Annotated in this window: 7 protein-coding genes and 3 pseudogenes; 2 read left to right on the top strand and 8 right to left on the bottom strand. The window is 57.7% G+C overall.

The genetic code is table 11. The features are described from left to right. Window positions 1–110 precede the first annotated feature (110 nt). The 7 genes and pseudogenes from XH85_RS12075 to XH85_RS12045 form a co-directional block, all read right to left on the bottom strand. Window positions 111–1,292, bottom strand: coding sequence for a M20 family metallopeptidase (locus tag XH85_RS12075; protein ID WP_128932019.1), 1,182 nt, complete (start codon window positions 1,290–1,292; stop codon window positions 111–113). 779 nt (window positions 1,293–2,071) lie between these two features. Next, window positions 2,072–3,040, bottom strand: a complete 969-nt coding sequence (locus XH85_RS12070; protein WP_245474022.1) for a D-2-hydroxyacid dehydrogenase — start codon at window positions 3,038–3,040, stop codon at window positions 2,072–2,074. A gap of 118 nt (window positions 3,041–3,158) precedes the next feature. After that, window positions 3,159–4,035, bottom strand: a pseudogene (locus XH85_RS47885) (HpcH/HpaI aldolase/citrate lyase family protein). A 3-nt stretch (window positions 4,036–4,038) separates the two neighbouring features. Further along, entirely contained in the window at window positions 4,039–4,494 is a 456-nt protein-coding gene (locus tag XH85_RS12060) for a MaoC family dehydratase (protein ID WP_128932018.1), read from the bottom strand. 115 nt (window positions 4,495–4,609) lie between these two features. Next, the gene (locus XH85_RS12055; RefSeq protein ID WP_128932017.1) at window positions 4,610–5,776 is read right to left on the bottom strand and encodes an acyl-CoA dehydrogenase family protein; all 1,167 of its coding nucleotides are present in this window, start codon (window positions 5,774–5,776) and stop codon (window positions 4,610–4,612) included. A 5-nt stretch (window positions 5,777–5,781) separates the two neighbouring features. Continuing rightward, complete coding sequence (locus XH85_RS12050) at window positions 5,782–6,999, bottom strand: CaiB/BaiF CoA transferase family protein (RefSeq protein WP_128932016.1); 1,218 nt, start codon at window positions 6,997–6,999, stop codon at window positions 5,782–5,784. A gap of 254 nt (window positions 7,000–7,253) precedes the next feature. Further along, a complete protein-coding gene (locus XH85_RS12045; protein WP_128932015.1) occupies window positions 7,254–8,660 on the bottom strand; it encodes an aminotransferase in 1,407 nt (468 codons plus the stop codon). Window positions 8,661–9,328: 668 nt separating this feature from the next. Here XH85_RS12045 and XH85_RS46405 point away from each other — a divergent pair. After that, a pseudogene (locus XH85_RS46405) lies at window positions 9,329–10,646 on the top strand (lyase family protein). Between the two features lie 75 nt (window positions 10,647–10,721). Beyond that, window positions 10,722–11,981, top strand: a pseudogene (locus tag XH85_RS12030) (IS256 family transposase). Here the strand turns inward: XH85_RS12030 and XH85_RS12025 are convergent. Continuing rightward, on the bottom strand, window positions 11,972–12,625 hold the full coding sequence (locus XH85_RS12025; RefSeq protein WP_276486189.1) for an autoinducer binding domain-containing protein: 654 nt from the start codon (window positions 12,623–12,625) through the stop codon (window positions 11,972–11,974). The pseudogene XH85_RS12030 and the gene XH85_RS12025 sit on opposite strands and share 10 nt — an antisense overlap. Window positions 12,626–12,949: the final 324 nt, after the last annotated feature.

Here is a 12,949-nt window from a genome sequence, read left to right as displayed (position 1 = left end):
GTAGCGGCTCATTGAGATCCGAATGGCAGATCGCTAGCCGGCGCTCTCAACCATATTGGTGAAGAGCACCGGCTGGGACTTTACTGAAAACCTTTGACGTATGGATCTGCTCAGGGATTTAGCAGATCGAGGACGTATTTGACGGTGAGCTCCGTCGTGGGAAGAAGGAGATCGTCGGAGGCTCCAAATGTCGGAGTGTGCACCAGTGAGTCGTTGCCGGCTTCGCGGGTACCGAACCAGAAATAGATTGACGGTACAGATGCGGCGTAGAAGCCGAAATCGTCACTACCTGCTGCTCGTTTTTTTGCAATCAATTTGTCGCGGCCGATCGTGTCACTAACGACTTGCCGGAAGCGCCTCACCATTTCGCCATCGTTGACGACGGGCGGTTCGCCTGTGCGGATGCTGCATTCGGCGTGGCCACGATGCATTGCAGCGACACCTTCAGCCACTTCGCGGATGCGCTGGGATAGCAAGCCTCGACGTTCTGGGCTGCGGGTCCTGATCGTTCCTTCCATGACCACCGAGGGGCAGATGATGTTGGTCGCCTCGCCACCATGGATGGTGCCGATCGTGACGACTGCACCATCGTCAACCGGCATCTCGCGGGAGATCACCTTCTGCACCTCATTAACGAAGGCGGCTGCAATAGTGATCGCGTCGATGCCGTTATGGGGCGACGCGCCATGAGCCATCTTGCCCGTGATGGTAAGCTTGAACTGGTCGGCGGACTTTGTTATCGACCCTTCACACGCATCGATTATGCCGGCGGGAATGTCTGGACTAACGTGGAAGCCAACGGCTCCGTCAAAGCCCTCCAGCAATTTCTCCTCTTTCACCGTACGACCGCCAAGCGGCTCGGCCTCCTCAGCTGGCTGGAAAAATACTCGCACTTTACCCGCAAAATTGTCACGCATGCGGTGGAATGCAAGCGCGGTCCCGAGCGCGATAGACGCGTGCACATCGTGACCGCAAGCATGCATGACACCGTTGATCTGCGAGTGATAAGGCAAATCGTCGCGGGTCTCTTGAATCGGCAGAGCGTCAATATCACCGCGTACCGCGATCGACCGCTGCGGGCCGGACGCCGTCCCTTCGACGTCGACATAAAGACCGGTATTGTGGAAGGCCGTAGCGCCGTTGAGGCCGAAGCGTTGCAGGATGGCACGTATCCGCTCTTGCGTCTTCCATTCTGCGTTCGAGAGCTCGGGGTAGCGATGCATAGCGTGGCGCAACTCGATCATCGCGTCGCGCTCGACATCCGAGAGAAAACTATTGGTGCGTGTGCTCATTGGGCTCAAACCTTCATTTCCATCTCAGACTGACGTTGCCCGCCCCGACCCGCACATGACGCGACACCGCCGCGCCACTGCGCGCCATCCGAGATAACCGAATTGGAAGGCCTCCAAATCGACATCGGAACAGCAAGACGGGTGGCGGGGTCCCGAACCGCAAGCAGCATTCGAGACGGGAAATGCCTACCCAAATAAGGGTTTTGCGAACTCATGGCCGTGATCATAGCTTAGATCGAAGCTAAATTCTCCGATCTTTAAACCGTATGCGCCGAAATCGCGCCTGAAACGCGGCCAATTCGACGCATTGCAGCTCTTCTAGCCTCCACGGTACTGCACACAGATGATACGCTAGACGGCGCGAGCCAGGACCGTGTCGATGCGCGTGGTGCATCCAAAGTCCGGCCTCTGCCGATATCCCGGCAGGTTCGGAGCGGCTCGGCTGGTAGCGATCGTCTCGTCGGAGCTGCCGCGGCTTGAATGATCATACTTGCGGTCTGCAATCGCGTTGCCCGCCGATGTCGCGATGATGGCTCATGCTGTTCAGAACTGCGGCCTCGGCATCAGCCCGCATCGTTGATGAACCGGTCGATTGGTACGTGTAAGCCTTCAGTCGACGCTTTATTTTTCTGGAATAGGAAGCCAGACTGCTTCGCCACACAGCGTACTGGTCTGCCCCAGCGCAAGACGATTTAGGCCTCGGGGACTGCCTTCTTTCCCGCATCAGGAGGAAAGAGGAAAATGTCGATCGAAGGCAATCCGATGTACCGGGTAATTGCTCAGTAGCCGCGTCGAACATCGACGATATTGTTGAGCGGCCGGCCGTCTAGGAAGCGTTCAATGTTGCCTCCAAGGATTGAGAACATTCGTTCCGAAAAGTCGCTTGGACTTCCGGCCACATGCGGTGTGGTAATGACATTCGGCATGTCCCACAGTAAGCTGTCATCTGGCAGTGGCTCTTGCTCAAAGACGTCCAGCATGGCACCGGCTATCGCGCCTGTCTGCAGTGCCTTAATCAATTCGGCCTCGACCACGACGTTACCCCGTGCAATGTTGATGAGAAATGCATGGGGTTGCATACGCGCGAGCTCGGCAGCTCCGATGAGACCCTGGGTGTCTTGGGTGGAGGGTAGAGCCAAGACAACGAAATCGCAGCGCGGAAGCATTTCTTCAAGGGCATCCGAGCCAAAGAGGCGGTCTACACCTTCGACCGGGACGGAAATGTCCCGCTTCGAACCGATGACAGTCATGCCTGCACTCTTCGCGCGGAGGGCGATGGTCTTCCCGATTGAACCCAACCCAACCACACCAAGCGTCTTCTCAGCAAGGGGCGCTATATAGCGCGGAATCCACTTCCGTTCCGCCTGCGCGCGCAAAAACCGGCGGAAATCCCATTGCAACATCGTTAGGCCGGCCATTACGAAATCTGCGATGATCTGGCCGTGAATGCCGCGAGTATTGGTTACCGTGATGTGACCGACCTTATCGCGGATCGGTAGCAAAGAATCGATTCCGGCGGCGGTAGATTGGAACCAGCGTAGTTTCTTTGCCTTGTCGAGCACATGAACGGGAAAGTGAGAGGCGAGCAGGGCGTCCGCCTCACCGATGCATCGGTCGAGCTGATCGGGGTCGGTCGCCACTATTGCGCGGACGCTTGGGAAACGCTCCCCTATAAGTTGCGCATAGGAGTCTGCGAGCGGATGGTGGAGGACAATCGTAATTGCGGGACTTTTAGCAGCGATCTTCATGTCTCTGGACCGTCTCGAACAGGACTGACTTGGTCGGCCGGTATGATGGCATGTTCAACGTGTTTTCACCTGGCACTGGACGCGTCGTTCGTGATGATACAGGCATCGAGTTCATGCGCTAAAGAAGGGTAGCGTCAGTCCTTCGTTCCGCAAGCTCCAGCGTCTTCTGTGCGGCACGCAAATGCGGCTTGTCGACCATCCTGCCGTCGACCCGCACCACGCCGGCCGTTGGGTTCGGTGTGAACGCTTCAACTATTTTGTGCGCGTCGGCCAGCTCCTGCTCCGATGGGGTGAAGGCCGTGTTGACTATGTCGGCATGCTTCGGATGGATCACTGCCTTCGACACGAAGCCATCGCGTCGCGCCGCTAGCGCTTCTGTTTTTAATCCGTCCAGATCGTCAATATCGGTATAGATGGTGTCATCGCGACTACGCCGGCCGCACCCGCGCCAATCAGACAGAGGTCGCGCGCCAGCAAATAGGGGCTGTGGAACCTACCGTCCGTGCGATTGCGCAGCGCACCAATCGCTGCTCTCAAATCTTCGCCACCCCACATGAGTCCCCACAATCGTTTGCTGCTGCCGGAAAAGCTATCGAGCTTGAACACGGCCCGAGCCGTCTCGGTCGCGACCGGCACGATGCGGATGTGACCGGGCTCGATCCCAGCGGCAACTTCAAACGCATCAAGATATAGCGAGAGCCTGTCGATGTCAGCGCCACCCTCGCATTTCGGCAGAACAATGCCGTCGGGCTTCGCCGGCACGACGGCAGCGAGGTCTCCAAGCGCTAGTCCGGTATCTAGCGCGTTGACACGGACATAACACTTCTGCTGACCACGGTTCTGGCTTAGCATTCGTGTACGACAGTGCGCGAGCTGATCTTCTGATCGGGCGCGACGGAGTCTTCCAGATCGAGGATCAGGCAGTCTGCCGCGGTTTTACGGGTACTTTCGAATTTTCTGACGCTATCGCCAGGCACAAACAGCATCGAACGCATGCTTTAAACCGTCGGTTTGCACATCATGAGGCCGGTGCGGCGACAGCTGGCGACGATCTCGCCGCGCTGGTTAGTCGCGCTATGCTCAAACTCCACGACACCTTGCGTTGGGCGCGACTTGCGTCGCCGATTCGAGATGATTTTGGTGTGCCCCCTCAAGGTGTCACCTTGGAACACCGGCTTAGGAAACTTTACGTCGGTCATGCCGAGATTTCCGATGGTGGTGCCTAGCGTAGTATCATACACACTCATGCCGATCATAATGCCCAGCGTGTAGAGTGAATTGAAGAGGCGCTGACCAAATTCTGTCTTTTCGGCGAAATGCGCGTCGAGATGCAGTGGTTGCGGATTCATCGTCAGCAAGCTGAAGATAGTATTGTCCATCTCGGTGACGGTGCGGCTGAACTCGTGATGGAATTCCCGGCCTTCCCAAAAGTCTTCAAAATAAAGACCGGCCATCCTCAAAACTCCTATCTACCATAATTTCCGGGCGTGAGCCGGCTCTCCATCATCTAGATGAGACTTGCTCTTGCTGGACGCGCGCAATAGATCCGCGAGCCGCAGCTAGCAAGAATCAATACGACTTCGGCAGACCCAGCACTTTCTCGGCGACGAAGCTGAGAATGAGCTGTGGCGAGATCGGCGCAATCCGCGGAATCATAATCTCGCGCAAGTACCGCTCGACGTGATACTCTTTGGCATAGCCGAAGCCGCCGTGGGTCATCACCGCTTGCTGGCAGGCCTCGAATCCGGCTTCGGCCGCGAGATACTTCGCTGAATTGGCCGCCGCGCCGCACGGGAGGCCTTGGTCGTATTGCCACGCCGCCGACAGCGTCATCAGCCAAGCGGCTTCCAAGTCCATCCAATTCTTAGCCAGCGGGTGCTGAATCGCCTGGTTCTTTCCAATCGGTCGATTGAACACGATGCGAGTCTTGGCATAGGCAGTAGCTCGATCGAGCGACACCTTGCCGAGACCGATGGCTTCCGACGCGATCAGGATACGTTCCGGATTCATGCCGTGCAGGATGTATTCGAAGCCGCGGCCTTCCTCGCCGATGCGGTCCTCGATGGGTATTTCGAAATCTTCGAAGAACAGCTCGTTGGAGTCGATTGACTTACGACCCATCTTCTCGATCTCGCGGACCTTAACGCGTTTTCGATCAAAGCTTGTATAGAACAGACTCAAGCCCCCTGTCGGCTTCTTCACCTCTTCGAGCGGAGTCGTACGCGCTAGCAAGAGTACCTTGTCTGCGACCTGGGCGGTCGAAATCCATACTTTCTGGCCATTGACGATGTAGCGGTCACCCCGTCGTTCTGCGCGAAGCTTGAGCTGCGTGGTGTTGAGGCCGGTGTTTGGCTCGGTCACTGCAAAGCAGGCTTTCTCCCTCCCTTCAACCATAGGCGGGAGCATGCGGGTACACTGCGCTTCGCTACCAAATACAATGACGGGGTTGAGTCCGAAGATATTCATGTGGATCGCCGAGGCGCCCGTCATGCCGGCGCCAGATTCCGACACCGTGCGCAGAATGATCGCGGCTTCTGTGATACCGAGACCGGCTCCTCCAAATTTTTCTGGCACGCAGATCCCGAGCCAGCCGCCATCTGCCATCGCGCGATGAAACTCGATCGGAAAACCTCCCTCCCGGTCTTTCTTTAACCAATACGCATCGTCGAACGGCGAGCACACTTTCGCCACGGCGTCGCGGATCGACTGCTGGTTCTCGCTCAGGTTAAAATCCATCTCGCTTATCTTTCATTTGCAACGAGGTCAGTCGGGCGCCCGACCGCGTTCGTTTCGAAGAGCGCCGCGATTTCAGCGGAGGAGTAACCGGCTTCCCGCAATATCTCGCTGGCATGCTCACTCAAACGGGGCGCTAGGCGCTCCGTTTCGGCAACTGTGTCCGTCCATTGCGCCGCCACACGCATACTGCGAATTGTGCCCTCGCTCGGGTGCTCCTTCAGGGCAAAGAAATTCGTATGCGCGAGATGCTCATCCTCCAGTATGCTTTCGAAATCGTGCACCATCATCACCGGAATGTCGGCGTCGACCAGCAGCCGCAGCCACTGCGCCGTTGTGCGCGTTAGAAAGATGCGCCCGAGTTCGGCGTACAGCTCATCAACGTGCGTAAGACGCGCGGCGAAGGTTGCGAACTTCGGATTGGCACGCAGATCGTCGCGACCAGTCGCTTCAAAGAAGCTGTTCCATTGCTTGTCATTATAGACGATCACGCTGATGAAGCCGTCCTTCGTCTGGTACGGCCGCCTGTCGGGCGACATCTGCCGGGCATAGCCTCCCTTATCGAGCGGCGGCTCGTAAGTCAGACCACCGAGATGATCACTCAGGACAAACCCCGCCATTGTCTCGAACATCGGCACATCGAGACGCTGGCCGCGCCCCGTGCGGCCGCTATGCAACAGGCTGGCGAGAATCGCGCCGACTGCAGACAGTCCGACCACGCGATCGGCAAGTGCCGTCGGCACGTAGCGCGGCTTGCCGTCGCCGACGCAGGCCAGCAGATGAGACAAACCCGATGAGCCTTGCAACAGATCGTCATACGCCGGCTTAGCCGCGTACGGGCCGTCTTGACCGAAGCCGAACAGCCCAGCATACACGATACGAGGGTTGATCGCCGCGACATCTTCGTAGGCGAGACGAAGCCGCGCCATCGCCTGCGATCGTACGTTGTAAATCAGCACGTCTGCCTTTTCCGCTAAACGCAGCAGCACGTCGCGGCCGGCATCGCTCTTCAGATTGAGCGAGATCGAACGCTTGCTACGATTGGCATTGAGGAACAACGGGCCCATGCCAGGATGACGCATCGGCCCGATCTGGCGGGTAATGTCGCCTTCGATAGCCTCGACTTTGATGACGTCGGCTCCATAGTCGCCGAGAGTTTGCGTCGCAAATGGCCCCATCAACACGGAGGTCATATCGACGATCTTGATGCCCGCTAGCGGTCCCATGGCTCCTATCAACAAAGGTTTGTCGCCGCACTCGCCTCCGAGGCTGCTGGCGATTTATGGTAAGTCTATGCTCCCCGCTTAGCGGAGCATGGCCCTTAAGACAGGTGACTTCACGGGCTCAACGAGCCGAGTGCGACCTGCCACTTCCGCTGCTCCATGCTGGTGTTACCTAGTATGGAGCCGAATTTTGCGTGCCATGGGGGGCCTGACTCGAACGTATTCGAGGCTGCGACGCACGTGAAAACCGAAGAGTTTTAAATCTTCTGGCCGCTCTGGACTAGTTCGTCCATGACTGAGCGGATGGCCGATTCTGTGATTGAGAGCATCTCGTCAATCTCAGCCTTCGTGATGACGAGCGGCGGAGCAAAGCCAAGAATATCGCCATGCGGCATTGCCCGGGCGATAAGGCCGCGATCCCGCGCAGCCTTGGAAACGCGCGCGCCGACTTTGAACGCAGCATCGAACGGGACTTTCTTCTCGCGATCCGCCACGAACTCGATGGCCCCCATCAACCCAACGCCGCGAACCTCGCCCACGATCGGCAGCTGGGCGAACTTAGCCTTTAGCTGCTTCTGAAAGTAAGCTCCGACCGTGGCAGCGTTACCGGGAAGGTCCTCGCGCTCGACCAGATCGAGCACCGCATTGGCCGCGGCAGCACCGATCGGATGCCCCGAATAGGTATAGCCGTGCGAGAACGCGCCGACGCGATCGGCGCCGTCCTCCAAAACTCGATAGACCTTCTCGCCGACGATAGCGGCTGACAACGGGAAGTAGCCAGAGGTCAGCCCCTTGGCAATGGTGACAAGATCAGGCTCGATCCCGTAATGCCCGCAACCGAACATGGACCCCGTACGGCCGAACCCGGTAATGACCTCGTCGGCAATCAGTAGCACGTCGTGCTTCCGAAGCACGGCCTGGATCGCCTCCCAGTATTCTTCGGGCGGGGGTGTAATTCCGCCCGTACCAAGAACGGGCTCGCCAATGAAACCGCCAACCGACTCAGGCCCCTCGCGCTCGATCAGCTCATTGAGTTCGGCGGCACGCCGTCGCGAGAATTCGATCTCGGTCTCACCGATTTTGCCGCCCCAGTAATGGTGCGGCACACCCGTGTGAACGATCCCAGGCACCGGAAGATCCATATGATCATGGTAGAAGCTCATTCCGGTCATGGAGCCCGAGACGACACTGCAACCGTGATAACCGCGCTGACGCGATATGATCTTCTTCTTCTCGGGTTTACCGCGCAGGTTGTTGTAGTACCAGACGAGCTTGGCCTGTGTCTCGTTGGCGTCCGATCCGGACATGCCATAAAACACTTTGCTCATGCTGCCAGGCGCCATCTTCACAAGACGATCGGATAGAATCGCCAGCTCGTCAGTCGTATGCGCGGCGTACGAATGATAATAGGCCAGACGGTAAGCTTGTCGCGAGATAGCTTCGGCGACTTCGGTGCGCCCGTACCCAATATTGACGCAATAAAGGCCGGCAAAACCGTCAATTAGCTCGACGCCGCGGGCATCCTTGATGCGGATGCCCTTCCCGGTTTCGACAATTACCGGATCGCCGAGCTTGCCTGTGGCGAAATCTTTTAGCTGGGTGAAAGGATGCAGGACCGTGCGACGGTCCATCTCGCTGATCTGACCAATTCGGGGCGACGTCATATGGGGGGGCACTATTCTGACCTCTCAACATCCCAAGGATTGTTGGGCGAGTTGAGAGATTAGACCTGTATCTGCAGGATGATGCAGCGCAATCCACGGAAACACCTCCGGATTCCTGCAACATTCCTCATCATTTCGCAGGTGTTCGACCTGCGTTGCATCGCAAAAGCAGGTCGGCTGAGCGCAGTCCTTGTTTGCTTTTGTGATCAGGTCGAGAGGCGGGCGCCAGGATCGTACTGACGATCGACCAAGTACGGTGGGTGTGTTCGAGCACGGCGACTCCACAACGGCCTCACCCGGGGCCCCGATCACTCCGTATCGTGCATGCTCAGTCAGCCGCTGCAGCTGTGGTGGCGGTCGCACTCCTAAAGTCACAACCAAAGACTCGGCAACTCTCCTGCCCGTACGCGCATAAGAACACCACTCTATGAGCGCTCCCCGGCCCAGACGAAATCGCGTCGATGCGGAGCACCGATTCATGCGGACAGCTCGGGCGAGCTACCGTGTAGCTATCTGAGAGTTCATCACAGTGCGGCCGTCATTTGTTGAAACTCGTTCGTAGCTCAAGATACTAGGGTTGCAGAACCAGTTTTCTGCGCGTTGAAATCTGCTCGGACGACTTCCTGCATCGCCCGGGTTCACTTTGCGACGGACATAAGGACCACCTTATGCGATACGATCGAATAGATGCTCGGATCCTCGAGATCGTGCAAAAGAACAACCGCTTGACCTCAGAGGCAATCGGCGAACTGATCGGACTGTCTGCTACCGCGTGTCAACGCCGGCTAAAGCGGCTTCGTTCGGAAGGTATCATTGCGGCAGACGTCTCGCTGGTATCGGCGAACGCGGTAGGCCGGGCCATTCAAATGCTGGTCCTAGTAACTCTGGAGCGCGAGCGTGAGGATACCATTGATCGCTTCAAGAGCGCCATCAACTCGTCTGATGAACTCGTCAACGGTTATTACGTTACAGGCGATTCTGATTTTGTTGTGAAGAAAGCAGCCGCGCTGGCAAACGCCAGGCTCGGCGATATTCCAACTACTAAGGCGACCGCAATCGCAGCAGCGTGCGACGATATTATTGCGGGTGGCTCGATGACGGAATTTCCCGTTGATGTTTTCCAAGGCGGCGCCGGGACGTCTACCAACATGAATATGAACGAGGTGATCGCAAATAGAGCGTTTGAACGCTTGGGATTTTCTCGCGGTCGCTACGACATCATCCATCCGAACGATCACGTCAATCGGTTGCAATCAACCAATGACGTGTATCCGACTGCGATCCGGCTCGCCGTCATATTAACCCATCAGCGTCTGGATCGGGAGTTGCGTCGGTTAGGGCTTGAGTTTACCAGCATTGTAAAACTCGGCCGCACGCTATTGCAGGACGCTGTGCCAATGACCCTCGGCCAGGAATTTTCTGCCTTTGCCGCGACGATGAGGGAAGACGTTGGACGGCTGGAAGAACTCGTCGCTTTATTCAGGGAGGTAAATCTCGGTGACACCGCCATCGGAACCGGCAGCAATACAAAGCCGTAATATGCTGGCCTTGTCGTTGAGGAACTCTCACGGCTTACTGAGGTGCCATTCCGCTCAGCCGCTAACTTGATCGAGGCATGCTGGGACACGGGTCTGTTTGTCTTGATTTCCGGAATGTTGAAGCGTACGGCGACAAAGCTGTCCAAGACCTCGAATGACCTTACGCTGCTCTCAAGCGGACCTCGCGGGGCTTGGCAGAAATCACTTACCGGCTCTCCAGGCGGGCTCGACTATAATGCCGGGCAAGGTCAACCCGATGATCCCGGAGGTGGTAAATCGAGTCGCCTTTCAGGTTATTGGCGCGGATTTAACGATGACGCTTGCTCCTGAGGCAGGCCAACTGCAACTCAATGTAATGGAGCCGGTGATCGCCTACTGTCTGCTCCAATCAATTGCTCTATTGAGCGATGCAACGAAAGCGCTTCGAGCTATCGCTGAAAGTTGGTGACGGCGGGAATCGGAAAGGCGGCATATCGTGGGGGTGCTTGACGCCTCCACTTCTCCACCGAAGGAGCGATATGCCGTGTCCAAAGATAACATCATCAAGCTGATTCAACCAGGAAACGTCGACGATCAACTCACCGAAATCTTGCGCAATGGGGGGCGTGCTCTGTTGGCCCAGGCGGTCGAGGCCGAGGTTGCGGACTTTCTCGGCAAGCATGCCGATTTGAAGACCGGGGACGGCCACCAGCGCGTCGTGCGCCACGGTCACCAGCCGGAACGCGAGGTGATGACCGGTATCGGTCAGGTCGCCGTCCGCCAGCCGCGTGTACGCGATCGCGAGGTGGACGCTACCGACCCCGACCGCATCCGTTTCTCTCCGTCGATTCTGCCGCCCTACATGCGCCGCTCGAAATCGATCGAGACGCTGCTGCCTATCCTTTACCTGAAGGGGATCTCGACCGGCGACTTTTCCGAGGCTCTGGCGGCGCTGCTCGGCAAGGATGCTGCCGGGTTGTCTGCATCGGCCATCGGCGTCTGAAGGACGGTTGGCTCGACGAACACGCCGCGTGGCAGAGGCGCTATCAGTCGGCGAAGCGCTACGTCTACATCTGGGCGGATGGCAACCATCTCCAAGCGCGCCTCGAAGACGAAAAGCAGTGCATTCTTGTGCTGATCGGCGCGACGCCGGAAGGCCGCAAGGAACTGGTCGGCTTCACCGATGGCGCCCGCGAGAGCGCGCAGGACTGGCGCGATCTGCTGCTCGACCTGAAGCGGCGCGGGCTCGAGGTGCCGCCGCGGCTCGCCATCGCAGACGGCGCGCTCGGGTTCTGGAAGGCCGCCGGCGAGGTCTGGCCGAAAACGCGCGAGCAGCGCTGCTGGGTGCACAGACCGCGAATGTGCTCGCCAAGTTGCCGAAGCCAGCAGCCGAAGGCCAAACGCGCGTTGCACGAGATCTGGATGGCCGAAACCAAGGCCGCCGCCGAGCTGGCATTCGACCCCTTCATCGAGAGCTACACGCCCAAATACGAAGGCGGCCGACTGCCTGAGCAAGGATCGGAACACCCTACTGGCGTTCTACGACTTCCCGGCCGAGCACTGGAAATACCTGCGGAACCAATCCCATTGAAAGCACTCCGCTACCGTGCGCCACCGCACGATCCGATCGAAGGGTTGCCTGTCCAACAGGACGGCGCTCGCGATGGTCTTCAAACTGCTTGAGGCCGCGCAGAAAAGCTGGCGTCGTCTCGATGGCCACAACCAGTTGTCAAAACTCGTTCTCGGGGTGACATTCAACGAGGGGATCGAGGTCATCGCCAAACCGACTGACCGTCAGCCATAACCGCCGCCGCCTGACCGGCCAGGCCGTAACCAAAATTTGGCGATAGCTCTCCCGATGTCCGCAGCAGACTTACCCAGAGCAGCCCATTCGAGGAATTCGAACTCCCGAAGGAGACAACAATACTCCGCCCACCGCTCGATCGGCCTTGCCTTGGCATGTGCATGAAAGTACATCGACATGAGGCGCAAAATCGGAGTGTGTTTTTTTGTCAATCTCTCAAAGTCGAGCTGCCGCTTGTCGCTCGCGAAAGTTACGGCGCGCGGCCGCGCCACTGCAGTCATGTATTGGAACCGTGAAGCCACATCGAACGCCAACATGGCTGCCTCTTCGAACAACTCGCGCTCCTTCTCCGAACGAAGTTGTGGACCAAACCCGAGACCCCATCGAAACGGTCGATTGCGGCGCATCGCTTGACTGACGACGGGATCAAAGTGTTCATAGCGGCGTTCCAGATATCGCGCCGTCCAAGAGGAAGGATACGTCGAGATGAGCCGCGGACAGCCGCCCAGAATGTCCGGCAAAGCGACATATGCGAAACACGCAAGGTTGAGCTCGGCCGTGATGATCGTCATGCTCTGCTGCAGGCTATCGCGATCCGTGCTCTCGGTTAGCCGATCGGTAAATTCTTGAACTGCGCGATCCATCATGGATGAATACGTGGGTGCCCTAAGGACCATACCTGTCGCATGTAGTGCGAGCGGCACCAAGTGTAGCCTGGAGCCTTCTGAAGGCGAATCGGAGGCGAGACGGATGAGGCTGACGCAATTTGACGCGCATCATGTCATTACCGTCGAAGCTATCTCGAAGGAAACTGCGCAAAACGCTTTATTAGAAAGTCCCCCGTTCGGCGGAATAACCAGGATGCTCGCTTCGACTATGGTGTTCGGACGCAGACTCTCAATCTGAGACGACCTGGCAAAGGCGTTCCTTCAAGTCCGAGGATACGTCACTATTCTTTTCGATAACTG

Origin of the sequence: Bradyrhizobium zhanjiangense, from assembly GCF_004114935.1 — a bacterium.
Taxonomy (GTDB): Bacteria; Pseudomonadota; Alphaproteobacteria; order Rhizobiales; family Xanthobacteraceae; genus Bradyrhizobium; species Bradyrhizobium zhanjiangense.
Note: the sequence above shows the minus strand (reverse complement) of the source record. Positions and strands in the feature narration are given on the sequence as shown.

What these genes read in the sequence shown, in the direction of transcription:
- XH85_RS12075 (WP_128932019.1), bottom strand. Translation starts at nt 1,292, where the DNA reads ATGAGCACACGCACCAATAGTTTTCTCTCGGATGTCGAGCGCGACGCG.
- XH85_RS12045 (WP_128932015.1), bottom strand. Translation starts at nt 8,660, where the DNA reads ATGACGTCGCCCCGAATTGGTCAGATCAGCGAGATGGACCGTCGCACG.
- XH85_RS12025 (WP_276486189.1), bottom strand. Translation starts at nt 12,625, where the DNA reads ATGGATCGCGCAGTTCAAGAATTTACCGATCGGCTAACCGAGAGCACG.
- XH85_RS12070 (WP_245474022.1), bottom strand. Translation starts at nt 3,040, where the DNA reads ATGAAGATCGCTGCTAAAAGTCCCGCAATTACGATTGTCCTCCACCAT.
- XH85_RS12060 (WP_128932018.1), bottom strand. Translation starts at nt 4,494, where the DNA reads ATGGCCGGTCTTTATTTTGAAGACTTTTGGGAAGGCCGGGAATTCCAT.
- XH85_RS12050 (WP_128932016.1), bottom strand. Translation starts at nt 6,999, where the DNA reads ATGGGACCGCTAGCGGGCATCAAGATCGTCGATATGACCTCCGTGTTG.
- XH85_RS12055 (WP_128932017.1), bottom strand. Translation starts at nt 5,776, where the DNA reads ATGGATTTTAACCTGAGCGAGAACCAGCAGTCGATCCGCGACGCCGTG.